General features: G+C 65.3%; 21 protein-coding genes and 2 tRNA genes. 12 read left to right on the top strand and 11 right to left on the bottom strand.

Annotation, left to right across the window (positions count from 1 at the left end; all coding sequences use genetic code 11):
- Window positions 1-30: 30 nt before the first annotated feature.
- Window positions 31-810 carry a SapC family protein gene (locus HDC29_RS08480; protein ID WP_179496165.1) on the top strand — a complete coding sequence of 260 codons (780 nt, stop codon included), beginning with the start codon at window positions 31-33 and terminating at the stop codon, window positions 808-810.
- A 59-nt stretch (window positions 811-869) separates the two neighbouring features.
- Here the strand turns inward: HDC29_RS08480 and HDC29_RS08475 are convergent, their stop codons facing one another.
- A complete protein-coding gene (locus HDC29_RS08475; protein WP_179496163.1) occupies window positions 870-1079 on the bottom strand; it encodes a DUF1674 domain-containing protein in 210 nt (69 codons plus the stop codon).
- Between the two features lie 54 nt (window positions 1080-1133).
- Here HDC29_RS08475 and HDC29_RS08470 point away from each other — a divergent pair, with 54 nt between their 5' ends.
- On the top strand, window positions 1134-2435 hold the full coding sequence (locus HDC29_RS08470; RefSeq protein ID WP_179496161.1) for an RsmB/NOP family class I SAM-dependent RNA methyltransferase: 1302 nt from the start codon (window positions 1134-1136) through the stop codon (window positions 2433-2435).
- 63 nt (window positions 2436-2498) lie between these two features.
- Here HDC29_RS08470 and HDC29_RS08465 read toward each other — a convergent pair whose 3' ends face one another.
- Window positions 2499-4220 (bottom strand): DUF885 domain-containing protein, encoded by a 1722-nt coding sequence (locus HDC29_RS08465; protein ID WP_179496159.1) that lies wholly within the window; start codon window positions 4218-4220, stop codon window positions 2499-2501.
- Window positions 4221-4348: 128 nt separating this feature from the next.
- Here HDC29_RS08465 and HDC29_RS08460 point away from each other — a divergent pair, with 128 nt between their 5' ends.
- From HDC29_RS08460 to HDC29_RS08445, 4 genes are all read left to right on the top strand, one after another.
- A complete protein-coding gene (locus tag HDC29_RS08460; RefSeq protein WP_257018115.1) occupies window positions 4349-5659 on the top strand; it encodes an MFS transporter in 1311 nt (436 codons plus the stop codon).
- 149 nt (window positions 5660-5808) lie between these two features.
- Window positions 5809-6477: an alpha/beta hydrolase gene (locus HDC29_RS08455; protein WP_179496157.1), complete on the top strand. Its 669-nt coding sequence runs from the start codon at window positions 5809-5811 to the stop codon at window positions 6475-6477.
- Window positions 6474-7394, top strand: coding sequence for a cysteine synthase A (cysK, locus tag HDC29_RS08450; protein WP_179496155.1), 921 nt, complete (start codon window positions 6474-6476; stop codon window positions 7392-7394). Before HDC29_RS08455 ends, cysK begins: the two co-directional genes overlap by 4 nt.
- A gap of 9 nt (window positions 7395-7403) precedes the next feature.
- Window positions 7404-8555 carry a cell wall hydrolase gene (locus HDC29_RS08445; RefSeq protein WP_179496153.1) on the top strand — a complete coding sequence of 384 codons (1152 nt, stop codon included), beginning with the start codon at window positions 7404-7406 and terminating at the stop codon, window positions 8553-8555.
- Between the two features lie 126 nt (window positions 8556-8681).
- Here HDC29_RS08445 and HDC29_RS08440 read toward each other — a convergent pair whose 3' ends face one another.
- Window positions 8682-9086, bottom strand: coding sequence for a PaaI family thioesterase (locus HDC29_RS08440; protein ID WP_257018114.1), 405 nt, complete (start codon window positions 9084-9086; stop codon window positions 8682-8684).
- A gap of 59 nt (window positions 9087-9145) precedes the next feature.
- Window positions 9146-10825 (bottom strand): energy-dependent translational throttle protein EttA, encoded by a 1680-nt coding sequence (gene ettA, locus HDC29_RS08435; RefSeq protein WP_179496149.1) that lies wholly within the window; start codon window positions 10823-10825, stop codon window positions 9146-9148.
- Window positions 10826-10954: 129 nt separating this feature from the next.
- On the opposite strand from ettA, the gene HDC29_RS08430 reads away from it, so the two are divergent.
- The 4 genes from HDC29_RS08430 to HDC29_RS08415 all read left to right on the top strand — a co-directional run bounded on the left by HDC29_RS08430 (window position 10955) and on the right by HDC29_RS08415 (window position 15523).
- Window positions 10955-12376, top strand: coding sequence for a M20/M25/M40 family metallo-hydrolase (locus tag HDC29_RS08430; protein WP_179496147.1), 1422 nt, complete (start codon window positions 10955-10957; stop codon window positions 12374-12376).
- A 147-nt stretch (window positions 12377-12523) separates the two neighbouring features.
- Window positions 12524-12808, top strand: a complete 285-nt coding sequence (locus HDC29_RS08425; protein ID WP_037558172.1) for a hypothetical protein — start codon at window positions 12524-12526, stop codon at window positions 12806-12808.
- A gap of 160 nt (window positions 12809-12968) precedes the next feature.
- Window positions 12969-14255 (top strand): DUF2235 domain-containing protein, encoded by a 1287-nt coding sequence (locus tag HDC29_RS08420; protein ID WP_179496145.1) that lies wholly within the window; start codon window positions 12969-12971, stop codon window positions 14253-14255.
- Entirely contained in the window at window positions 14252-15523 is a 1272-nt protein-coding gene (locus tag HDC29_RS08415; protein WP_179496143.1) for an MBL fold metallo-hydrolase, read from the top strand. The genes HDC29_RS08420 and HDC29_RS08415 overlap by 4 nt, the downstream gene beginning before the upstream one ends.
- Window positions 15524-15576: 53 nt before the next feature.
- On the opposite strand, the gene HDC29_RS08410 is transcribed toward HDC29_RS08415, so the two are convergent.
- From HDC29_RS08410 to HDC29_RS08390, 5 genes are all read right to left on the bottom strand, one after another.
- Window positions 15577-15653 (bottom strand) — tRNA-Pro (locus tag HDC29_RS08410).
- 36 nt (window positions 15654-15689) lie between these two features.
- Complete coding sequence (locus HDC29_RS08405; RefSeq protein ID WP_179496141.1) at window positions 15690-17165, bottom strand: M20 family peptidase; 1476 nt, start codon at window positions 17163-17165, stop codon at window positions 15690-15692.
- Window positions 17166-17234: 69 nt separating this feature from the next.
- Window positions 17235-17310, bottom strand: a tRNA-Ile gene (locus HDC29_RS08400).
- A 69-nt stretch (window positions 17311-17379) separates the two neighbouring features.
- Window positions 17380-18357, bottom strand: coding sequence for a polysaccharide deacetylase family protein (locus HDC29_RS08395; RefSeq protein ID WP_218844309.1), 978 nt, complete (start codon window positions 18355-18357; stop codon window positions 17380-17382).
- A gap of 73 nt (window positions 18358-18430) precedes the next feature.
- Window positions 18431-20080, bottom strand: a complete 1650-nt coding sequence (locus HDC29_RS08390) for a histidine kinase dimerization/phospho-acceptor domain-containing protein (RefSeq protein ID WP_326913174.1) — start codon at window positions 20078-20080, stop codon at window positions 18431-18433.
- A gap of 169 nt (window positions 20081-20249) precedes the next feature.
- Between HDC29_RS08390 and HDC29_RS08385 the strand changes: the two genes are divergently transcribed.
- On the top strand, window positions 20250-20723 hold the full coding sequence (locus HDC29_RS08385) for an Lrp/AsnC family transcriptional regulator (RefSeq protein WP_179496137.1): 474 nt from the start codon (window positions 20250-20252) through the stop codon (window positions 20721-20723).
- Between the two features lie 66 nt (window positions 20724-20789).
- Here HDC29_RS08385 and HDC29_RS08380 read toward each other — a convergent pair whose 3' ends face one another.
- Together HDC29_RS08380 and HDC29_RS08375 are read right to left on the bottom strand one after the other, a co-directional pair.
- A complete protein-coding gene (locus HDC29_RS08380) occupies window positions 20790-22094 on the bottom strand; it encodes a tetratricopeptide repeat protein (protein WP_179496135.1) in 1305 nt (434 codons plus the stop codon).
- Between the two features lie 195 nt (window positions 22095-22289).
- Entirely contained in the window at window positions 22290-22586 is a 297-nt protein-coding gene (locus HDC29_RS08375; protein WP_179496133.1) for an Hpt domain-containing protein, read from the bottom strand.
- Between the two features lie 149 nt (window positions 22587-22735).
- Here HDC29_RS08375 and HDC29_RS08370 point away from each other — a divergent pair, with 149 nt between their 5' ends.
- Window positions 22736-25009, top strand: a complete 2274-nt coding sequence (locus tag HDC29_RS08370; RefSeq protein ID WP_326913176.1) for a hypothetical protein — start codon at window positions 22736-22738, stop codon at window positions 25007-25009.
- The last annotated feature ends 84 nt before the right edge of the window (window positions 25010-25093 follow it).

Here is a 25093-nt window from a genome sequence, read left to right as displayed (position 1 = left end):
CCGCCGACGGGCACCTACCGGAGTTGAAACATGGCCACTGCGCCCGCACCTGCCAACCTGCCGCTGTTCTACAAGGACCTTGTCCCGCTTTCGAGCGTCGATCACGCCGATTTCCGCGCCCGCCCGCTCGATAGCGCCGAATTCCTGGTTGGCCAGCATGCGATCCCGCTGACCTCGGACGAATTCGTCTCGGCCTGCCGCTTTTTCCCGATCGTCTTTTCGGCGGGCGACAATCCCGTTCCGCTCGCGCTGATGGGCCTCAACGAAGGGATCAACACCTTCGTCGACGACGAGGGCAAGCTGGTCAACCCGGTGTATGTCCCAGCCTATATCCGCCGCTACCCCTTCCTGCTCGCCAAGCTTCAGCCCAATACGGAAGAGCTGTCGCTGTGCTTCGACCCGACCTCGGGCGCGCTCGGCAAGTTCGACGAAGGCGACGTGCTGTTCGTCGACGGGCAGCCGTCGGACCAGGTCAAGGCCGTACTGGAATTCTGCAAGAATTTCGAAGAAGCCGGCCAGCGCACGGGCATGTTCATGGAGGAGCTGAAAAAGGCCGACCTCCTGATGGACGGCGAAGTCTCGATCCAGCAGGAAGGCAATGACAAGCCCTATGTCTATCGCGGCTTCCAGATGGTCGACGAGAACAAGCTGCGCGAGCTGCGCGGCGACGTGCTGCGCAAGCTGATGCAGAACGGCATCCTCGGCCTGATCTTCGCGCACCTCTTCTCGCTGCAGCTGATGCGCGAAGTGTTCGCTGAGCAGGTCAAGAGCGGCAAGATGCCGCTCAACACCGAACTACCCGCAGCCTGAGCACGGGCATATAGGGCCGCCCCTGCATTCTCGCGGGGGCGGTCACAGGGTCGCGGCGGTCAAAAATCGACGGCGACGCCTTTCAACTCCCAATCGCCATAGCGCACCGGATTGCGCCCGCCCGGCTGGTCCTCGGCCATGTCCTCGACGATGGGCTTGGGAGCCGGAACCGCGCTGTTCGTCCAGCCCGCAGGCGCTTTGACATGGGCGGGGCGCTTTACAGCGCGCGGCGTTCCGCCGATGGTCGGGTTCGGGCTGCTGTCGTTCATGGCCCTGCCTATAGGATTTCCGATGCGCCACGCCAAGCAAGTCGTAGCCCCTTCATGACCGATCGCCGTCCCCCACGGCGTCGCCGGCAAGCGGGCGAAGCCGATCCCCCCGGCATGGCGCCGCGCCGCGCCGCGCTTCGCCTCATCGACGCGATCCTGCGCCGCGGCGATCCGCTCGACGTTGCGATGCACGCAGCGGCGCAGGGCCTGGCCGGCGCCGACCGCGCGTTCGCCGTCGCGATCGCTTCCGAAACGATGCGCTGGATGGTCGACATCGACGCGCTGATCGACGGCGCCACGGCGCAGATTCTTCCCGATGACGTCAAGTCGCGCGCCGTGCTGCGGATCGCGCTTGCGCAGTTGCTGGTGCTGAAAAGTCCCGGCCATGCGGTCGTATCGACCGCCCTGCCGCTCGTCGATGGCGGGCCGCGACGGCTGGTCCACGCGATCCTGTCGCGCGCGCAGCAGGAGGAATGGCGGCTACCCGAACGCGCCACCCTTCCCCTGCCCACCGCCGAACGATGGGCCGAGCAATGGAGCCTGACGACGGTCGAGGCCGCCGAAGCGAGCTGGAGCGTCCCGCCGCCGATCGACCTCAGCTTCGCCGCCGAACCGGGCGCCGACGAATGGCCCGATGCGGTTTCCCTTGCGCCGCGCCATCGCCGCCTGCCGCGTGGACAGGCGGTCGAGGCGATGCCGGGCTATGCCGAAGGCGGCTGGTGGGTACAGGATCTGGCAGCGAGCCTGCCCGCACGCCTGCTTGGCGCAGGCGAGGGCCGAACCGTTCTCGACCTTTGTGCCGCGCCCGGCGGGAAGACGATGCAACTCGCGGCTGCAGGCTGGGAAGTCGTCGCGGTAGACTCGAGCGCGAAAAGACTCGAACGGCTCCGCACAAACATGGAACGGACCGGCCTGTCGGCGGACGTCGTCCAAGGGGATATCCGGTCGTGGGCGCCCGAGGGTCAGGCCGACGCGGTATTGCTCGACGCGCCTTGCTCGGCGACCGGCATCTTCCGCCGCCATCCCGACGTCCTGCACCGCATCGAGCCCCGCCAGATCGCGGAAATGTCGGCGCTGCAGGCCGAACTACTGGCGCGCGCGGCCTTCTGGGTCAAACCGGGCGGGACGCTGATCTACGCGACCTGCTCGCTCGAGGCAGACGAAGGCGAGGATCAGGTGTCGGCCTTCCTCGATCATCACGCCGGATGGACCATCGAGCCGGCACGCGCCGACGAATTGCCCGAAGCGATTGCGCCTGACAGCAACGGCTTCATCCGCACCCTTCCGGGCGTGCTCGCGGACGCGGGCGGTCTTGACGGATTCTTCGTCGCCCGACTGCGCGCGCCGTCGAGCTGAACGACACGCAAGCGAAGAGGGCGGCCCACCAAAATCGTTGGCGAGCCGGCCTTTTCGGAGCTTTTAGAAGACCGCCTTCGGCGTATCTTCCTTCATCATCGCGGCGCGCACCATCGGGATCGGCGGGCCGCCATAGGACAGGAATTCGTCGTGGAAGGCCTTCCACTTCGTCCGGTCGCCCTTCGTCCAGTCCTCGCGCAGCTTGCGGATCATCAGCTTGCCCATCGTGTAGTTGAGATAGGCGGGATCATAAGTGCCGCGTGCCGCCTGTTGCCGGGCGTTGCCTTCGTCCTGATAGCATTGCTCCTTGAACAGCTTTTCGCTGTCCGCGACGGTCATGCCCTGCGTGTGCAGCCCGATGGCCGAAAGATAGCGGCAATCGCGCAGCAGCGCGTTCGACAACTGGCCGATATGGGTTTCGAGGTCGCCCTCGCCCAGCCCGGCATCCCACATCATCTCCTCGGTATAATGCGCCCAGCCTTCGGCGAAGGCATAGCCCACGAACAGCTTGCCGAAGATGCTCTCGGCGCGGTTCGAGTGGAGGAAGTTGAGGAAGTGCCCCGGCCACACCTCGTGGACCGAAGTGAAAAGCAGGTCCTTCTTGCCCGGAATGAAGGCATCCTGCGTCGCCTTGTCCCACGCCGGATCGGGCGGCGAGATATAATAGACCGACGGCAGGCCTTTCTCATACGGCCCCGGAATGTCGATATAGGCACTATTCTGACGATTGTACGGCGGCGATTCTTCCACCTGCGCCTGTTCGGTGCCGGGGATCGTCACGATATCCTTCTCGACCAGGAAGGCGCGCAGGACCGGAAGCTGGCGCCGCGCCTCGGCGACGGGGCCACCCTCGGGCTTGTCCGCATTCATCTTCTTCATGCAGTCGGCGATCGTCATCCCCGCGGCATAGGTCGCGCAGGCGGCCTTCAGCGCATCCTGGTTGCGCTTGAGGTCGGCGCGCCCGATGCGCTCGAGTTCGGCGAGCGGGGTATCGACGCCCTCGTTGGTGAGGATCATCTTCGCGAATGTCTCGGCGCCCAGCGCATAGCCGTCGGTCGTGCCCGGCTGCGATCCGACATATTCGGCAAGATCGGACATCGCCGCGCCGGCCTTTTCGGCCGCATCATCGAACTGCTTCTGCAGCGCCTCGTCCTTGACCGATGCGAAAGCCGCCTTGGCGTCGCCCTTGTAATAATCGGCAAAGCCGCCGAAACCCGCCGTGCCATATTTGACGAAGGTCGCGGGGAGCGGGAGCTTGAGATTCGCCTTGATCTGCGCTGCCGCCGCGGGGACTTTTTCGGCATAGGCGATGAATGCCTTCATCCGGGTCGTCGCGTCGGCATAGGGGCGCGCGATATAGACGTTGGGATCGAGCGCGCCGGTATAAAAGGCGGGGTTCTTCCGGGCGAAATCGGTGTCGCGGAGGAAGAAGAGCTGCCCCTGCGCGACGTGGATCAGATAGTCGCGCTCGAATTTTTCGGCGTCGGTCATTTCGCCGTCGAACGCCTTGGCATCGGCGATCGTTTTTTCGAGATAGGCCGCCTGTTTCTCAAGGCCCTCGGGCGACCAGTCGGGCAATTGCCCGTCAAACTCGTGCTTGCCCTGATAGACCGCGAAATTGGGATTGAGCGGAAAATAGCCGGTGAGGAAACTATCGCGAAATTCGGTCCATGACTTGGCGCTTTGAGCCGTTGCGGATTTATTGTCGGATGCGTTGCAAGCGGTGAGCGCGAGCAGCGTCGCAGCCATGGCGACGCCGCCAAAGCGGACAAATTTGCGATTCATTCCTTGATCTCCCTGACTCCGGTGCCCGCGCTTCTGCCAGCCGCTCAGGTCGATGGCACCCGAAAATCGACGAACGGCAAAGCTATGCTGTCTGGACAGGCACGAAAAGCCGGTTACGGCGAACACCGATGGCGACGATCCCCCCACCCGAAGGCGAAGAACCGGTGATGCCGGAGGCGACGCCCAAAGCCCCTTCCCCGCTCAGCTTTCCCGACTTCCGCTATTTCTGGCTCGCGCGCTTCGCTGCGGTAATGGCGACAATCGCGATGGTCGTCGTGATCGGGTACCAACTCTATGACACCGCGCGCTCCGACTATGGCATGTCGATCAAGGAGGCGTCGTTCCAGCTCGGACTGCTCGGGCTGTTCCAGTTCGTCCCGCTCGCGATCCTGACCCCCGTCGCCGGATGGGCGGCCGATCGCTTCGAACGGCGCAGCGTCGCGATCTTCTCGAACCTGATCGATCTGCTTATCGCGGCCACGCTCGGCTGGTTCACCTGGACCGACGGCCTGACGCTCAATCTGCTCTTCGGCCTTGCCGCGCTCCACGGGGTAGCCCGCGTCTTTTCGGGCCCGGCGATGAGCGCGATCGCGCCCAATATCGTGCCACCCGCCGTGCTGCCGCGCGCGATCGCGATGAGCAGCATCGCCTGGCAATCGGCTTCGGTGATCGGCCCGGCGGCAGGCGGACTCATCTATGCCGCGCACCCGGCGTCGGTCTATGTCTTCGCCGCGGCGCTGCTCGCGATTTCGGCCTTCACCTTGAGCCGCGTGCGCCCCGTGCTGCCGCCGCCGGCCGAGGTGCGCCGGCATCCGCTGCGCGAAATGGTCGACGGGCTGCAATTCGTGTGGGTCGAGCGCTTCCTTCTGGGCACGATCACGCTCGACCTGTTCGCCGTGCTGCTCGCGGGGGCTACCGCGATGTTTCCCGTCTTCGCGCGCGATATATTGCACGCCGGACCGGAGGGCGCGGGCTTGATGCGCGCCGCCGTCGCCTTCGGGTCGGTCGGCGTTGCCGTGGGCCTCGCCATCCGACCGATCGAGCGCGATGTCGGGGTGAAAATGCTCTGGGCGGTCGCCGTGTTCGGCGCCGGGACGGTCGCCTTCGGGCTCTCGACCAGCCTGATCCTGTCGCTCGCGCTGCTCGTGCTGATGGGTGCTGCCGACATGTTCTCGGTGTTCGTTCGCGGCACGCTGATCCAGCTCAACACGCCCGACCACATGCGCGGGCGCGTCAGCGCCGCATCCGGGCTCGCCATTTCGGCCTCGAACGAGCTCGGCGAGATGCGCGCGGGCGCGATGGCCGCCGCGCTCGGCCCGATCAGCGCCGTGGTCGTCGGCGGCGCTGCCGCGGTTGGCGTAACGGCGCTTTGGGCCTGGATCTTTCCCGAACTGCGCCGCGCCAAAACATTCGAGCCGCAGTTCAAACAGACCAACTGACGCATTTCCGTAGCCGCCGGAGGGCTCGCTTCGCCTCGTCGGAAAACAGCGCCGATTCATCACAAAGCAATTGTCTATTTATTCGGTTGAATTATCTCATATGCACCCGTCACCGCGGTTCCCCTTGCCCCCTCAATGGAGAAACCGTCATGCACAGTGCGACGATCCGATATAAAATCCTGACGATTCCGGGCCTTCACAACAGCGGCCCCACCCACTGGCAGAGCCTGTGGGAGCATAAATTCCCGGATAGCGAGCGAATCGAACTCGGCAGCTGGGACAATCCCGACAAGGACGAATGGGTGCGCCGCATCGCGGCCGCGATCGAGGTCGAGAGCGGACCTGTGCTCGTCGCCGCGCACAGCCTCGGCTGCCACGCCTTTGCCCACTGGTTCGCCGGCGCCAGCGCGGTGACGCGGACGCGCATCACCGGCGCGCTGCTCGTCGCGCCGCCCGACCTTGGCCGACTGCGACACAAACATGGCGTGCAAAGCTTTGCCGGCGCGTCCGGCTTCACGTCGCGCGTGCCGATGACCGTCGTCGCCAGCGACAACGATCCCTATGCCAAGGCCGCGCATGTGTGGCGGCTCGCCCGGCAGTGGGACGCGCGTTTCGTCAATGCCGGGCCGTTCGGTCATATCAATGCGGACTCGGAGATCGGAGACTGGCCTTATGGACAGTATCTCCTCGCCTCGTTACAACCCGCGCCGACGCCGGCCTTGGCGGATGAGGCACTCTGGCTACGCGCCGGGGACTGGCCAAATCGCGTCCGCCGCGACCCGCGGTTCGAATTCAAGGAAAGAGCGCACCGATCATGAAAGCCAATTCGATCCTCGATACCATCGGGAACACGCCGCACATCCGTATGACCAAGCTGTTTCCGGGCGCCGAAGTCTGGATAAAGTCGGAACGCAGCAATCCGGGCGGATCGATCAAGGACCGGATCGGCCTCGCGATGATCGAAGCGGCGGAGCGCGACGGCAGCCTGAAAGCCGGCGGCACCATCGTCGAGCCGACGTCGGGTAACACCGGCATCGGCCTCGCGATGGCGGCCGCAGTCAAAGGCTACAAACTGATCCTCGTCATGCCCGAAAGCATGTCGGTCGAGCGCCGCCGGCTGATGCTCGCCTATGGCGCGACCTTTGACCTCACGCCGCGCGAAAAGGGCATGAAGGGCGCGATCGAGCGCGCGATCGAGCTGGTCGAAACGACGCCCGGCGCATGGATGCCACAGCAGTTCGAAAATGAAGCCAATATCGACGTCCACGTCCGCACGACGGGCCCCGAAATCCTCGCCGACTTCAAGGACAGCCCGATCGACGTGCTGATCACGGGCGTCGGCACCGGCGGCCATATCACCGGCACCGCGCAGTTTCTCAAAGAGCATTGGCCAAACCTCAAGGTCTATGCCGTCGAACCCGAAGCGTCGCCGGTGATCTCCGGCGGCCAGCCCGCGCCGCACCCGATCCAGGGTATCGGCGCCGGATTCATCCCGCGCAACCTGCATACCGACCTGCTCGACGGGGTGATCAAGGTCGACGCTGGTGCGGCAAAGGACTATGCGCGCCGCGCCGCGACCGAGGAAGGCATGCTCGTGGGCATTTCGTCGGGCGCGACACTCGCCGCCATCGCACAGAAGCTGGCCGAGCTGCCGCCCGGCACCCGTGTGCTCGGCTTTAACTACGACACCGGCGAGCGCTACCTGTCGGTACCCGATTTCCTCCCGGAAATCTGACCTTTCGCTATGCGTCCCGAGGGCGGTGAATCGACGTTGCCGCTGCGGCGCGACTGGACGGGCTGGTTGTTCGTCCTGATCGCCGTCGTGGCGATCGGCGCGGTCCTTTACGCCAATGGCGAAAAAAACGGCGCGCGTTATATGGCGCGTCCGCACCCCGTCGCCCCGCCTGCCGACGTCGTGCCCGAGGCACCGCCGATGGTGCTCGCGCCGGTTACCGAATCCGACGCGCGCGCGCAGAATGCGAAGATCGCGCTCGTGACCAAGGGCTTCGTCGCGCCGCGTCCCTTCGTCTATGGTGGCGGCGGCGATGCCAAAGCCCGCGCGCGCGACTGTCTTGCCGCCGCGATGCTCTATGAAGCGGGCGACGATGCCAAGGGACAGCAGGCCGTCGGCCAGGTCGTGATCAACCGCGCGCGTCACCCCGCCTTCCCCAAATCGATCTGCGGCGTCGTGTTCCAGGGTTCGGAGCGTGTGACCGGCTGCCAGTTCACCTTCACCTGCGACGGCGCCCTGAACCGCCGCTATTCGGACGCGGCGTGGCAGCGCGCACGGAACAACGCCGACCTGATGCTGTCGGGCGGCACCTATCCCGCCATCGGCCTTGCCACCCACTATCACACCGACTGGGTGCGCCCCTATTGGAGCGACAGCCTCGAGAAGATCGCGATCGTCGATACGCATCTCTTCTTCCGCTGGCCTGGGTATTGGGGCACGCCGGGCGCCTTCCGCGGCGCGGTGTCGGGCGACGACGGGCCGATTGCAAAGCTCGCGGCGCTCTCCCCGCTCCATGCCATCGCGCTCGGCCTGCCCACCGAAATCGCGCCCGTCGACGCCAATGCGGCGGTGGGCGAAGCCCGCGTCGTCGTGGGCGCGGGCGAAACGGCCGGCCGCGACACCATCTACACCCAGCTCGACCGCAAGGCGGCGCCCGAAAGTTTCGTGACGACCGCGCTCCGGCTGTGCGGCGACAAGCCCTATTGCAAGTTCATGGGCTGGACCAACCCGACCCTCAAACCCGACAGCGACGCGATGAGCGATACACAGCGCGCGGCGATGAGCTTCTCCTACCTTCGCGACGACAAGGCGGGATTCGAAAAGGCGCTGTGGAACTGTAGCGAATATAGGCGCGACGACGTGCGCCAGTGCATGAAGCGGTAAGAGCAGCGTTCCGATCGTGACCGCTTTGAGGTGGAGAGGCGGACATTCCAGTCTCGAACCGGATCTCCCGTCCCGCTTGCGGGAGGGGAGAAGAACAGCCGCTACAGGTCGAAAACCGGTCCCATTTCAGGGAATCGCGTAAGTCACATTCGCCTGCCCGACGGGCCGGTCGGCATCGTCGGTCCATATCCGCACATCCATCACCGCGAGCCGCTTGCCAAGGCGCAACATGAACGCGTCGGCAAACAGGGGTCCTGGGCGGCATGGCCGCAGGAACTGGTAATTTAGCGCGCTCGTCACCGCCATCGCGACCGGACCGATATGCGCGAGGACGAGCGCATAGGCCGCCATGTCGGAGAAACCCATCTGCGTCGGCCCAGAGATGAGTCCTCCGGGGCGCAGCGCCTTGTCGGTCGGGTCCATCCGCGCCTGCACATGGCCGGGCGCGGCGGAAACGACATGGCCGCGCGAGCCCGGCTCGGCGTGGGGGAAGGCATCACCGAGAAAAGCGTTGAGCGCGTCCGCGTCCATGCGGATCGCGCCCGATGATATCGGCGCCGAAACCGGTGCGGCCTTCCCCGCCATGCCGTTTAGCGAGACAGCTTCTTGTAGGTTGTCGCGTGCGGGCGCGTCGCGCCTTCGCCCAGACGGCGGATCTTGTCCTCCTCATAGGATTCGAAATTGCCTTCGAACCATTCGACATGGCTGTCGCCTTCGAACGCGAGGATGTGCGTCGCGAGGCGATCAAGGAAGAAGCGGTCGTGGCTGATGACAACCGCGCAACCCGCGAAATTTTCGAGTGCTTCTTCGAGCGCCGCGAGCGTTTCGGTATCAAGGTCGTTGGTCGGTTCGTCGAGCAGCAGCACGTTGCCGCCCTGCTTCAGCATCTTGGCCATATGGACGCGGTTGCGTTCACCGCCCGATAGCTGCCCGACCTTCTTCTGCTGGTCGGTGCCCTTGAAGTTGAAGGCGCCGACATAGGCGCGCGTCTGCATCTCGTGCTTGCCGATATTCATCATGTCGTGCCCGCCCGAAATTTCTTCCCAGACATTCTTGTTCGGGTCGAGCGCGTCGCGGCTCTGATCGACATAGCCGAGGCGCACCGTGTCGCCGATCGAAACGCTGCCATTGTCGGGCTGTTCCTGCCCGGTGATCAGCTTGAACAACGTCGATTTACCCGCACCGTTGGGGCCGATGACGCCAACAATGCCGCCCGGCGGCAGCGTGAAGGACAGGTCTTCGAACAATAGCTTGTCGCCATAGGCCTTCGAGATATTGCTGACCTCGATCACCTTGCCGCCGAGGCGTTCGGGAACCTGAATGACGATCTGCGCCTTGCCGGGCGCACGGTTTTCCTGCGCCTCGACGAGCTGGTCGAACGATTTGATACGCGCCTTCGACTTGGCCTGGCGTGCCTTGGGAGACTGCCGGATCCACTCGAGTTCGTCCTTGATCGCCTTCTGACGGCCCTGATCCTCGCGCGCTTCCTGTTCGAGGCGCTTGCCCTTCTTTTCGAGGTAGGTCGAATAATTGCCTTCGTAGACGAAATAGCGGCCGCGATCGAGTTCGAGGATCCAGTTCACGACATTGTCGAGAAAATAGCGGTCGTGGGTGACGAGGATCACGTTGCCCGGATAATCGACCAGATGCTTTTCGAGCCAGGCGACGCTTTCGGCGTCCAGATGGTTGGTCGGTTCGTCGAGCAGCAGGATCGAAGGTTTTTCGAGCAGCAGGCGGGTGAGCGCGATGCGGCGCTTTTCACCGCCCGACAGATTTTCGACGCTCCAGTCGCCCGGCGGGCAGCGCAGCGCCTCCATTGCGATTTCGAGCTGGTTGTCGAGCGTCCAGCCGTCGACCGCGTCGATCTTTTCCTGGAGCGTGCCCATTTCTTCCATGAGCGCGTCGAAATCGGCGTCGGCGGGCGGGTCGGCCATCAGCGCGCTGATCTCGTTGAAACGATCCATCATGTCGGCAACCGGGCGCACGCCGTCCATGACATTTTCCTTGACCGTCTTGGTCGGGTCGAGCTGCGGCTCCTGCGCCAGATAGCCGACGGTGACCCCTTCGCCGGGCCAGGCTTCGCCGGTGAAATCCTTGTCTATGCCGCCCATGATCTTCATCAGCGTCGACTTGCCGGTGCCGTTCGGGCCGACGATGCCGATCTTGGCGTCGGGATAGAATTGCAGGCTGAGGTTGTTCAGCGTCGGCTTCTGCGCGCCGGGATAAGTCTTGGTCAGACCCTTCATCACGAAACTATATTGGGCGGCCATGGGATCAAGCTCCGGTAGAGGCTGGGCCGCGGTCGTGCGGCCGGGAGAGTTGGGGGCCGGTTAGCGAATGGGGGCGCGGTTGGCAATCGGCGCTTGCGGCGCGCTGAATTGCCCCGCTAGGACAAAGGCATGACGAACCCGATCCACGCCCGCCTCCTCGCGCTCGCCGGTACGAGCCTTGCCCTCCTCTCAACGCCGCTGTCGGCGTCGATTCCGCCGCCACCGGGCGCCGCCGAGCTGGCGCAGCGCGGCGACGATATCGCCTGGTCGATCACCGAGGACCTCACGACCGAGATCGGTCCGCGCATGGCCGGCACCGAAGCCGAGGCCGCCGCACGCCGCTGGGCGGTCGCGCGGCTGCAATCGATGGGTTTCGCCAATGTCCGCGACGAACCTTTCGATATGCCGGTATGGGTGCGCGGCGAGGAGGATGCGTGGCTTACGAGCCCCTTCCTGCCGCAAAAGGTCGCGATCACCGCGCTCGGTACCAGCGCCTCGACCGGGGCCAAGGGCATTGAGGGCGACATCGCCTATTTCGAGAGTTTCGACGCGCTTGTCGCGGCGCCCGAGCGTCGGGTGAAGGGCAAGATCGTCTTCATCGATCACCAGATGGCGCCTGCGCAGGACGGCAGCGGCTACGGCTATTATGGCCGCGGCCGCTTCACCGGCGCCAATGTCGCGGCGAAGAAGGGCGCGATCGCGACCGTCATCCGCGCGATCGGCACCGACGATCATCGGGTTCCGCACACCGGCGGCACCAATTTCGAGCCCGGCGTGAAGCCTATTCCCGCCGGCGCGATCTCGAACCCCGATGCTGACCAGCTCGTTCGCCAATGGAAGCGCGCGCAGCAGATGCGCAAGAGCGAGACCGAGATGGGCTATGTTCCCGAACCGCTGCGCATGAAGCTCGTCCTCACCCCGCAGAACCTCGGGACAAAGCAGTCAGGCAATGTCATCGCCGAAGTTCCGGGCCGCGACCCCGCCGCGAGCCCGGTGGTCGTCGCCTGCCACCTTGACAGCTGGGATCTCGGCACCGGCGCGATCGATGACGCGGCGGGTTGCGCGATCGTCGCGGCCGCCGCCAAGTATGTAATGACCGCCGGCCAGCCGCGCCGCACGATCCGCATCCTGTGGGCGGGCGCCGAGGAAGTCGGCGTGTTCGGCGGCAAAGCTTATTTCGAGAAGCACGGGACCGAAAAGCACGCGGTCGCGCTCGAATCCGATTTCGGTGCCGATCGCGTGTGGCGCATCGACTTCAAGCTGCCCGACAGCGCGACGGCGCTCGCCGACCGGCTGGCGGCCGCGGTGATGCCGTTCGGCGTCGTTCGCGGCAAGCAGCCAGCGAATGGCGGCGCCGACATCGGCGCGCTCGTCCAGGCCGGCGTCCCGGCGATCGACCTGGCCCAGGATGGCACGCGTTATTTCGACCTGCACCACACGCCCGACGATACGCTCGACAAGATCGACCCTGTTCAGTTGCGGCAAAATGTGGTGGTCTGGAGCGCGGTTCTGGCGATTCTCGCGAACAGCGCGGATAGCGAACTTCCGTGACGGTTACGGATAAATGACAGATTCCCGCGCGCACCGGCCATCTCAATTATTTTTGTTGACGATTCACGCGGAACAGCTAAATCCCGCCGCTCGCGGTACGGGAAGTTTTCCCGGACGCGGAAAGGCATTTTAGGGAGCCCACACATCATGAAGAAATTTGCTGCTATCGCCGTTGCTGCCAGCATGTTCGCCCTCGCCGCTTGCGGTGAAAAGGCTGCTGAAGAAGCCACCACCGAAGCTCCGGCTGCTGAAGCTGTTGCTGAAGAAGGCGCTGACGCCGCTGCTGCCGGCGCCGAAGCCGCTGCCGCTGGTGCCGACGCTGCTGCCGCTGGTGCCGAAGCCGCTGCTCCGGCCGACGCCGCTGCCGCTCCGGCCGACGCTGCTGCTGCTCCGGCTGACGCCGCTGCCGCTCCGGCCGAAGAAACGAAGTAAGTCGCAGCCCTTCGGGGCGTTGACCGAAACGAAAAAGGGACGGTCTTCCTTCGGGAAGGCCGTCTTTTTTTGTGCCCGCGCGTACCTTGCCGTCCCGCCGGCCGCCTTGTCGGCGTCGCGAAGATATGAGAAACCCGCCCGAACGGGAGGATAGCGCGCGATGGCAAAAGGGGCCGTGACCATGCCGGGCAAACGGCTCGTCCTCCTGCTCGACGGCACCTGGAACAGCTCCGAGGACAATACGAGCGTCTGGCGGCTGAGCCAGCTCGTCGCACCGCGGAACGCAGCGGGCGTTGCACAGCTTTGCTATTACACCGCCGGAGTCGGCACCCCGCGCGGCGAGCGCATCCGGGGCGGTGCGCTTGGCTATGGCCTCGATCGCGACGTCATCGGCGCCTATCGCTGGCTGATGGGCCACTATGATCAGGGCGATCAGATCTTCCTCTTTGGCTTCAGCCGCGGCGCCTTCACCGCACGCAGCGTTGCGGGAATGATCGCACGTTGCGGGCTGCTCCGCCCCGGTTCGCCACTTTCGGTCGAGGAACTTTACGAACGCTACCGGCTCGACGACAAGGCGCCCTCCTTCGTCGAACTGCACCAGACGAAAAACCTGCCGCCCGCGGAAAAGCGGCTGCTGCGCCACTCGCGGCGGGTGCCTATCAAGATGATCGGCGTCTGGGACACCGTCGGCGCACTCGGCATTCCGTTCGGCAATATTCCGGGGATCAGCCGTCGGCGCTTCGGCTTTCACAATACCCGGCTATCGGCAATTTTCGAGCATGCCTATCATGCCCTCGCGCTCGACGAGCATCGCGCGGCCTTCGCGCCGACGCTCTGGACCCGCTTCACGCCCGCCACACCCGACCCACCGGGCAAGCGCCGCGTCCGGCCGACGATCGTCGAGCAACGCTGGTTCGCGGGCGCCCACGCCAATGTCGGCGGCGGCATCGCCGGCGACGACCTGCCGCAGCTTCCGCTCGCGTGGCTGATGAAAAAGGCCGGCGCCCTGGGCCTCGCCTGGCGCGGCGAGGTCGTTCCCACGGGCTATGAGATCGCCGCGCCGATCAACGACAGTTTCAAAAGCTTCCTGTGGGGTTTCTATCCCGCCCTCAAATTCTGGCGCCGCTTTCACCGCCGAATTGCCGCCCCCGCCGTCGAGGACGACAAAGGGTCGTGGCTGAGCGTCAACGAAACAATCGACGCCAGCGTCTTCGACCGCTGGCGCAAATTGACGGGCTACGCTCTTCCCGGCCCCAAGCCTCGCCGCAAGGTTGCGGATTATCGTCCCAAGGACCTCCAGCGCTGGGCGGCCGAGCTCGGCGTTGAACCGGGCAAGTTGCTTGGAACGGTCGATGCGCGAACGGGCGCAGTGATCGAGCCGCCGACGCCGCCCAAACGCCGCGCGCCGCGAAGCTCTCAGCTCGCGAAAAACAAGGGCACGCGATGAGCATCGACAGCATCGATTATCGGTATCACGCGGTGGGTCAGGGTCTCTTCGCATCCGGCGCGCTGGTAGAACGGGGGCCGATGCGCGCGCGCTTCCGCTGGGTTTATGATTGCGGCACCGTGTCGGGGAACCAGCTCGTCATCGACGGTATCAACGATATGGCCTCGCTCAATGATAGCAGGCAGCGTCTCGATCTCGTCACCATCTCGCATTTCGACAAGGATCATATCAGCGGCCTTGCCGAGCTGCTGGGGCATTTCCCGGTAGATACGCTTATGCTTCCCTATGCGACGCTGGCCGCCCGGCTGGCGCTCGCTTTCGCGCAGGGCGTCACCTCGTCCGATCCCGTCTTCCGGCTGTTCGCCGATCCGGTCGGCTATATCCGGGCACTGGATGGAGGGCGGCGGATCGGCCGTATCCTCTTCGTCCCGCCCTCCGACGGCGAGGCAGTGCCGCCGCCGCCCGACGCACCGGAGGAGATGCCGGGGATCGACGGCGAGGAAGGCGATTTCGAATTGCGGCTCGATACCGAGGCGCTCGGCGATACAGAAGCGCCAGAATTGATGATCGATGGCGATGCTGACCAAAGTCCGCGGGCGGAGTTGCTGCGGCGCGGCGGGCGATTGCGGGTCGAGGGGCTATGGGAGTTCGTGCCCTATAACAACGCCGACCTGCTGCCACCCGATCTTGAGGATTTCGCCCGGGCCGTGGGCATCCTCCGAGAGGAACTTTTGGCGGCGGCGGCGGCCTGGCGGGCGGGCCAGGGCACGCCCGGCAGTGTCCACACCGCGGTCGCGACGTTGAAACTCTGTTACGATGCCCGATTTGGCTCCGACGCCGTAGCGCGAAATTTGATCTCGCTGTTCCTCTATGCGGGCCCGCTTCCCGGATTGCGTCTTCACGACGGGAACAGCCTTGTCGCTTATCAGCCGGGAAATCATCGTCACTGGGACCACCCTCGACGCGTCGCGCAGCTATTCTCGGGCGACGGCTACCTCGACAGTCGCGAGCGACTCGATGCGCTTGTGCGGCATTTTTCGGAAGTACGGATCGACCGGGTCGGCATCTTCCAGGTCATGCATCACGGGGCCGGCCGTAACTGGCACAAGGGCGTCGCCGGACGGCTGGCCCCGTTGATCAGCGTCTTTTCGTCCGACCCGGAACGTGGGAACACATATCATCCAAAGGCAGACGTACTGCGCGACTTCTGGTCTTACGGACCGACACAGGTGGACCTGCGCTCGAGCCTGCACGTCGAAGTCGGCTAAACGGCTGGCAGGCGTGGATCACGCCAGCAGCGGCGCTGCTACCCGAAGGATAATGGTCGGGGAGACAGGATTCGAACCTGCGACATCTTGCTCCCAAAGCAAGCGCGCTACCGGGCTGCGCCACTCCCCGACGCTGGGGCGCCTTAGACAGATGGCGCGCCCAAGTCTATCCCGCAGACGTCGCAATCAACCGCGCATAGAAATCGATCATGCGCTTGAAGCTGTCGATCGTCATATGTTCGTTGGTGCCGTGGATCATCGCCGTTTCCTTCAGCGTGAAGTGCATCGGCATGAAGCGGTACACATCCTCCGAGATCGGCTCCATGCTGCGGCTGTCGGTCGCGGCGACGACCAGATAAGGCGCGACGACGGCATCGGGCGCATCGGCGCGCGCTGCCGCGACGATATACTTCCAGCCCTGCGAACTGCTCGACGACACGCGCGACGGCTCGTTCGGCGGCTTGACCCAGCTCAGCTCGACCGGCGCGTCGCCCACGGCGGCTTTCGCGCGCGCCATGACGTCGGCCGAGCTGTTCCACGGCGCGATTCGATAGTTGATCAGCGCCGTCGCCGACTGCGGCAGCACATTCTCCTTGGGACTGCCCTCCAGCATCGTCGGCGCGATCGTGGTGTGAAAGGCGGCAGCCGATGACGGCGACGAGGCAAGCTGGTTCTTGACGAGGTAGCCGAGCAGCCATTTGTTGGCGACGGCCATCTTTGTCGTCCCGCCCTTGTGCGCGGCGAGCGCCTCGACCATCGCCGCTCCGGGGCCGCGCATTTCGATCGGGAACGGCTTTTCGGTAATATCGAGCACCGCGCGCGCGAGCGTCGTGACGCCGGTTTCGGCGGGCGGCATCGAACTGTGACCGCCCGGCGCGTTGGCGGTGACTTTCAGTGTCGCATAGCCCTTTTCGGCCACGCCGATCAGGATGGCGGGGCCGTTGATAAGCGGCGTATCGCGCAGTACGACGCTGCCTTCGTCGAGCGTATAGAGCGCGCGAACGCCTTCGGCCTTCAGCCTGGCAGCAGCCGCAGCGGCGCCCGATCCGCCCGCTTCTTCGTCATGGCCCGAAACGAGATAGATGCCGCGCTTCGGCTGGAAACCCTGCACTGCGAGCGCCTCGATCGCTTCGAACAGGCCGACGAGCGATCCCTTGTCGTCGACGGTGCCCCGCCCCCAGATCGCATTTTCGGCGATCGTCCCGGCAAAGGGGGGGTATTTCCAGTCCCTTTCGGTTCCCCCGGTCACCGGCACCACGTCCTGATGCGCCATGACGATGATCGGCGCCAGCGACGCGTCGCCGCCCGGCCAGTGATATATGAGGGTGCGGTTCGGCAGGATCGTGCGCGTCATCGCCTCGTGCGTCGCGGGATAGGTCGACCCAAGCCACGCGTGCAGCTTGTCCCATTCGCCGATGTCGTTATCGGCCGCGTCCTGATGCGAGATCGTCCGGATCTGCGCCGCGGCGCTCAGATGCGCGACCGCTGCGTCGAGATCATAGGCAGGCGCCGCCGCAAGCCGCACATCGCTGCCGTCGGCAATATCCTTCGGTACAAAGGTCGCAGTGCGCACCGCAACCGTTCCCGCTCCAATTGCAATGATCGCAAGCCCCCCGGCCAGGATCGTCCGCCGCTTCGCCATGTCCCTCTCCTTCGACCGGCGCAATGGACCGCCATCGGTTTAGATTTGCAAGGAAAATGGTGGAAGGAGTGGTGGGCCCGGCAGGACTCGAACCCGCAACCTAGCCGTTATGAGCGGCCAGCTCTAACCATTGAGCTACAGGCCCCCCTCGCGAAACCCGGAAAGGGATTTGCGGGCGATAGCGGACGCCGCGCCGCGTTGGCAAGCGGCAACCTCAGCGCGCCGCCTTGCGTTCGGCCATCGCCAATATTTCGGCGACGGTGGTCGGCTCGACCCCGCGCCGCGCGAGATGTTCAAGCACCACATCCCACCAACGATAGAAAAGATCGAGGTCGGCCTGACTGCGGACATAGGGCGTGTTGCCCGGCTGCAGCGACGGCGAATGAAAGGAGAAGTTCAGCACCGGCAGACGAAGGTCGACGGCGATGTCGATCGCCCTGCACGCGCGCTCGACAGGAATGCCCTCGGGGGTCAGCGCGATCCGCTCGACGAGCCCGAGACGCGCGAGCGCGGCGCCGGCGTGCGTGCCATCGCGCGCGACCCGGTGATAGACGCTGCGCCCCGCGCGGCCGAGCGCCCCGCCGAACACGGTCGTCACCGGAATCTCGAGCACGGCGCTCTGCCCCGCCCCGACCCACCAGGGATGAAGCGGCGCGTCGCGATAGTCGGGGCCATGGCCCGCGCGATAATCGAAACCGCTACGAACCGACGTGTCGCAGCGGAATCCCAATTCGGCAAGCATCGCCGCCGTATCCGGGCCAAGGCCGTAGCGCCCCGCCCGATAGGCGATCGGCTGGACGCCGAACCGGTCGCGGATCGCATCGCGCAGCGCGGTCATCTTCGCGCGTTGCAGACCCGCGGGCAGATTGCCGGTATAGCTGTTCCGCTCGCCGACCTCTTCGTCGTGCGGCGGCGTCACCCACGGGTGAAGCTGCGCCCCGATCTCGCAACGCCCTGCCTGCCGCGCGGCGCCGAGTATTTCGGCCGCACGGTCGTCGGCGACGATCGGCCAGTCGACGAGATAGATGGGCTTTACCCCCGCACGATCGAAATAGCCCTGGCATTCGGCGAGCGCGGGGACCGACGCGAGGCGATAGCCGGTGCGCGCGAAGGGCGCGTCCCAGTCGAAATCCTCCTCGGTGTCGATCGTCACCCAGAACCGCGGCGCCTCGCCCGAATCCAGTGTGATCAAATCCGATGCGGCCGGATATGCAAAGAAACTGCCCGCAGGCTGCACCACGCCCCCCTTAGCCCGGCCCGCCGGCCTATTCGCCTTGCTGCGCCTCCAGCTCGACCTCGCCTTTCGAGTTGGCGGAGGGCAGGTGCAAGGTCAAGGCGTTATGCCCGATATCGAGCCGTCCGCCGATCGCGCGGGCCAGGCTGTCGACCAGGCGGAGCGAGAAGCCAAGGCTGAGCACGGCAGCGCCAGGCGCCTCGCCCTCGGGACTGAAACCCGGATCGAGCAGGTCCGACGCCGTCGCGAAGCGGATCGCCGCCGGGCGGACCATCCGAAGCTGGAGCATGTCGTCGTGCCGCGTTTCGGTGACCAGTTGCCCGACCAAAATCGCCCCCGGTTCGGACACATCGACGAGAGCTGTGAGCAATCGCCCGACCATACGTTGCACATTGGCGTCACCGGCGAGCCCGAGAAAGGGGCCGCCGACGCGCGAGATGCTGAGTTCGACGCGCTGGTCGGCGAGCAACCCGGCCAGATCGCGTTCGATCTGCGTCACGATCGCGCCGATATCGACGATCTCTTCGGCCGCCTGCATCGGGGGCGCCTCGCCGCTGCGCGCAGCGGTTTCAAGATCGTCGATAATCGCCTGGACCGAGGCGGCATCGGCGACGATCGCATCGGCCATCGCGCGATAGCCCTGGCTCACAGGCCCGAACATCTGTCCCGAGATGATCTGCGCGAAACCCGAAATCGCATTGAGCGGGCTGCGCAGCTCGTGGATCAACTGACGGATCGAATCACCCGAATCTTCGGAGGCCGTGCGGCCATAGGGGGTTTCATTGCGATGCGGACGCCGGGCGCTCGCGCGATAGCCGCGGAATTGACCGGTCGCCGGGTCGAACCAGGGCAGCGCCGAAAAACGCCATTCGCCGGATTCGGCGGGCGTTCCTTCCAGCAACATGCGCGCGTTGATGATCTCCGCTCGCTGGCGGAACGCACCGGCGGCGATGCCATCGGTGCCGGGTTCGCCGCCAAAGGCGGCCTCGGCGATCGACAGCCCGATCACCGCGCCGCGCGTCACGCCGTCGACCCAGTGAATCACGCCATCGGGTCCGGTTTCGAAAAGGAAGGCGGCCCGCGGCGGGCGCGGCGCAGCCGGCTGGCCGCGGGTCGATTGATATTTGTCGATCCGGCGGACGAGTTCGCTGATCTGGCTCGGGCCGCTATCGGCCACGGGATCGGGCATCGCTTGCGCGATCGGTGCTGCCGGTGCCGGCTCTTCGACCGCCGCGCTTGCGGGCTGGGGCAATGCCACCGATGCACTGCCAAGGCTGGCCAGCGCGCGGGCGACCGCTTCCGGCAGGTCGCGACGCCCGGCGAGCACCGACCGCGCCATCGCGCTCGTCGCGGGCAGCAGCGCCAGCCAGTCGGTTTCGGAAAGACGCACCTCGCGCAGTATGGCCGCCGATACCGCCGGAACGTCGTTGGCGTAGAGCGCGACGAGCGGGGCGAAACGGCCGTGACGCGTGATCGCGCGCGCGCAGTCGCGGCGCACCGCTTCGGGGACCCGTGGCCGCAATACGGCGAGCGCATGCAGGCTGCGGCGAATATCGTCATCGCCCAGTTGATTGCCGCGCTGGGCCAGAATATCGGAGAGTTGTCGCCACGCGGTGATACTCGCGCGGCGATCCGCAGGCGCCTGGCGCAAGATGGTCGCGATCATCGAGTCAGCGGTCACGCGGAAAGAGCCCCACAGCGTCGGTCGTTGGTTAGCATATGTTTACCGGCTAGCGTGAATCATCCGGTCATGAAAGTGCCTTAACCTTCCACGTCGCATTGTGGGACAATTGCAATCGCCTGAAATAATATTATGGTCTCCGCAGTTTTGGAAAGCGGATGTTTCAACGATGGCTAGTCAGAAATTCGATCAGATTGATTTGCAGATATTGGGCGAGCTGCAGAAAAACGGGCGGATGACGAATGTCGAACTGGCACAGATGGTGGGATTGACCGCTCCGCCATGTCTTCGTCGTGTACGCGCGCTCGAAGAATCGGGCGTCATCCGGTCCTACCACGCCGACCTCGACGCGGCGAAGCTCGGCTACGGCATCACCGTCTTTGCGATGGTCAGCCTGCGCAGTCAGGCCGAGTCGGACCTCAAAGCCTTCGAAGACTATGTCGGCGGACTCGCCGAGGTGCGCGAATGCTATATGCTGAACGGCGAGATCGATTTCCTGCTAAAGGTCGTCGCGCGCGACCTGCAGAGCTTCCAGTCCTTCCTGACCGCGCATCTGACCTCGGCGCCGAACGTCACCAGCGTAAAAACGTCGCTGACGATTCGCACGGCCAAGCAGCTCGCCGGCATCCCGGTCGAAGTCTGATCAACCGGATAAAGTAAAGGGCGCCGCTCCGGCCTGGAGCGGCGCCCTTTTTTGTCGTCCGCCGGTTCAGCCGCCCGTAGCGGGGGCAGCCGCCGGTTGTGCGGGAGCGGCGGGCGCCGCCGCAGGCGTGTCGATCTTCACCGTCCACAGGTCGGCAAGCCGCTTGCGGGGGCCGGTCACCTGCGCGAAGCTCGCCTTCGCGCCCGCCGTGTCGCCCGACTGCGCCTGAGCCACGCCGAGGCGATAGGTCCAGAGATCCTTGTCGCCGCCGGCGGCCAGCGCCGCCTTGTAGAGCGGAATGGCATCGGCGTAGCGGCCATAGCCGACCATCGCGTCACCCGTCGCGCCGGCAACCTTGGGATTCGACAGCGTCGACGGTTTTTGCGCATAGGCGGTGAGCGTCGATTCCTCGTCGCCCATCCGCTCGGTCTGGCTCGTCAGAAGCTCGTTGAACTTCGCGTCGCTGGCGGGGATCACATTGCTCTGCTTGCCCGCCTTGATCAGCGAGACGACCTCACCCGGCAGCGCGGCTTCGGTCGCAAGCGCCGCATATTCGGCATATTCGGGACGTTCCTGCATCGCGCCGGTCGCGCGCATCAGGCGAAAGATGTCGAGCCCGACTTCTTTGTCCTGGTTCGCCTGCAGCGCGATGAAGAGCGTCTGACGCCAGACCGTCGGCTGGTTGTAGTCGCGCAGGCGCATCGTCATCAGGTCGAGCACCTCATTGGTGCGCTTTGCGGCCTGCAAGGCCTTGACCGGGCGGACATACAGCTCGTCCGAGGGGCGTTGCCCGGCGGCACGGCTCGCTTCGATCGCGGCCTTGGCGGTGGCGAGCCCCTGATCGACCTGCCCGGCATTGAGATAGCTGTCCATCAGGAGGACGGGCACATTGGGCTCAGTCGACCCCGCCGCGCGCGCGGCTTCGAGGCGCTTGATCGCCTTCGGATAATCTTTCGCGCCATAGGCGAAATTGCCCGAGAAGAAATTATAGACGGCAAGATTTTCCGCCGGGGTCACGCCCGAATCGAGCATCGTGTCGAGCGCCTGCGCCTGAATCGCCTGATCCTTGCTCAGGATACCGAGCTGGAGTTGATAGAAGGCGGCCAGATATTTATCGTCCGGGGTGGTCGCGGTGGCCTGTCCTTCGGTCAGCGCGGCCTGGAGGGCGGCCGTGTCCTTCGCGGTGGTCGCGTCGGTCATCTTCTTGAGCGCCGGACCGAACGCCTTGCTCGCCGACAGGCCCTTGCCCTTGGCTTCTTCTTCCTTCTTCGGCTTTTCCTTGGCAGCGGCCGGAAGGGCGGTGGTCATCAGCGCACAGCCCAGAACGGCAGCCATCGCCGTTGCGGGCATCGAGCGGAAACGGGTGAACATCGAAAATCTCTCCTTTGAACTCGGCGGCCGTCGCCTCGGCGTACAAATCGGGCGCGCAAAGGGTCGGCCGCGCGTCGATAACGCGGCTAACTCCGTCGCGTTGCCATGGCAAGACAGCGGACATCGATATTTCACTGGCGGAAAGCGGCTGAACGGGAATTGAACCCGCTTCGCCGGGTCGCACGTCAGGCGCGGTCAGGCGATCTCGTCGATCGTCCGGTTGATCTGGCGCAATATGGCAGGATCACCCGGTGCGCCCGCCATCGCGGCTTCGGCAAGCTCGATCAGCGGGATGATCCCGAAGGTTGCGGCGAGCCCTTTCAGGCGGAGCGCCGCCATTTCCCAGTTCGCGTCGCAGCGCGCGCGGCGCATCAGGTCGGCGAGGTCGCGTGCACTGCCGGTAAAGGCGCCACGCAGATCCATCGCCATCGCCGGGTCGCCGCCGAACGCTGCGCTCAGGTAACGATCGAGGGGACCACTGTCGAAAGACATTCCACAGCTTTGCCAGCTTGTGGTTAAGTTTCCGTTTCATGGCCGGCATTTGATGCTAAGATGGCGGGATGAGCGGGGAAAAGAAAATCGTGGGATTGTGGCGGGATTCCGCGGCGAACCAGGAAGCAGACAGCAAGGCGCCGGCGGAAGTGACAGCGCCCGAAAACCCGGCTGCGCCCGAAGCGGCGGCGCCGGCCGAACGCGATTGGCTCGATATGTCGTCGCTGAACGATGCCGAAACCGCCGAGGATGCGGTGGCGCCGGCATGGCGCGACCGCGCCTTCCCCACCCTGCTCGGCCTCCTCGCGATCGGCTGGACGGGTTTCGCACTCGCGGTGGCAACCGAGGGTTTCGCCCGCGGTCCGGCCCTCACCGACTGGCCGCTGTTGATCGCGACCATCGCAATGCCGCTGACCTTGCTCGCGATATTGTGGATGATTCTGCTACGCTCGAGCCGGTCGGAGCAGGCGCGCTTCGCCCGCGTCGCCGCCGCCCTGCGCGAAGAGAATATGGCTCTGAACCAGTCGATGCACGCGCTCGGCCTGCATCTCGCCGACGCGCAAAAGCAACTCGGCGAACAGGCGAGGCTCGTTCAGCAGCTCGGCCTCGACACCGTCTCGCGCCTCACCGAAAGCAGCGACAAGCTCGCAAGCAACGCCTCGGTGATCGCCAACGCCCACGACCAGCTCGCGCGGTCGGGCGATGTCGCGATGCAGCGGATGGACGGGCTGCTCGCCGGCCTGCCGCGGATCGACGATGTCGCCCAGCGGCTGGCAGTCAATTTCCGCGAGGCAGGGCTCGTCGCGCATCAGCAGGGCGCCAATCTCGAGGCTCGACTCGCCGCGCTCGGCGAAGAGGCCGCCAAAGCCGCACAGACCAGCGAGACCTCGACCGCGAGCATTCTCGAGGCGATCGTCGCGCTCCAGGGACAGGCGAAGGAGACCGAGTCCGACCTGCTCTCCGCGTCGGCGCAAGTCACCGACGCGCACGATGCCGCCCTCGCCCGCATGTCGAACGTCGCCGTTTCTGCACGCGACGAGATGACCTCGACCGTCGCCGCGATGACGGGCGAGATCGACAGGAGCTGGCAGCAGTTTCGCGACGGCGTCGACGCCGCCGCGGCGCAGATGGACGCCCGGCTCGCGGCGGCGCGCGACGCGGGCGATGCGATGGGCGCACAGCTTGTCGCTCACGCCGATGCCAGCGACGCCCTCGCCGCGCGCATCACCGCGCATGTCGCCGACGTTGGCGAACAGCTTGAAATCCTCGACGTCAGCGTCGGTGCCAGCACCGGCGTCATCGGCCGCGCGATCGACGATACCAAGGCGCAGCTCGGCGCTTTCATGCAGGAAGTGCAGAGCGGAAACGCCTCGGCGCATCAGCTTATCGGCCATGCCGAATCGCTGCTGCTCGCGCTCGACGCGGTAACCCGCGAACTCGACGAGACGCTGCCGCATGCACTCGATCGCATCGCATCGCACGGGCAGACGACCCAGACGGCCTTGACGCAATTGCGCCCGCTGCTCGACGCGTCGGAACTGGTTGCGCAATCGACGATGTCACACGTCAATGCCGTGCAAGCGACGCTCAAGGCCAATGAGGAACAGATGGCGGGTCATGCGACCAGCCAGCAGGAACTGGCCGACCGGATCAACGCCGCGCTGGCGGAAGCCGATGTCGCGCTGGCGAAACTGCGCGCAGGCGCCGACGATTTCGCCGAACAGGGCGGCGCGCGGATGATCGCGACGCTCGACGAAGTGCGCGCCACCGCCGATTCGGCCGCCGACGAGGCGCGGCTGACGCTCGAAAAGCTGGTGTCGGGCGCACGCGACGCGATGCAGGCGACCGCGACCGGCGCGATCGATGCAGCGTTCAAGAATGACGTGATGGCGCAATTGAACGCGATCGAAGAGGCTTCGGCGCGCGCCGTCGCCGCGGCGAACGGCGCCGCCGACCGGCTGATGCGCCAGCTGATCACGATCATGGACACCAGCGCGAGCGTCGAGCAGCGCGTGAGCGAGGCCGAACAGGCGATCGCCGCGTCCGATCGCGATTCGCTCGCCAAGCAGGTCGGCCTCCTGACCGAGGCGCTGAAATCGACCGCGATCGACGTCACCAAGATATTGTCGAGCGAAGTCAGCGATACCGCGTGGGACGCCTATCTCAAGGGCGACCGGGGCGTATTCGCGCGCCGCGCGGTCAAACTGGTGGAGAATAGCGAAGCCAGGGAAATCCTGCGCATCTACCAGAATGACGACGGGTTTCACGCATCGGTGAACCAGTTCATCCATGATTTCGAAGCGATGCTGCGCCTGCTGATCGGCGCGCGCGACGGATCGGCGATCAGCGTGACCTTGCTGTCGTCGGATATCGGCAAGCTCTATGTCGCGCTGGCGCAGGCGATCGACCGCTTGCGGAACTGAACCCGCCGCGAACGGACCCGAATTGGAGCGGTAGCTGTCGTAAGCCTTCTTACGTCGTCATCCCCGCGAAAGCGGGGACCCGGA

It is taken from the genome of Sphingopyxis sp. JAI108 (assembly GCF_013410105.1).
Classification (GTDB): Bacteria; Pseudomonadota; Alphaproteobacteria; order Sphingomonadales; family Sphingomonadaceae; genus Sphingopyxis; species Sphingopyxis chilensis.
Note: the sequence above shows the minus strand (reverse complement) of the source record. Positions and strands in the feature narration are given on the sequence as shown.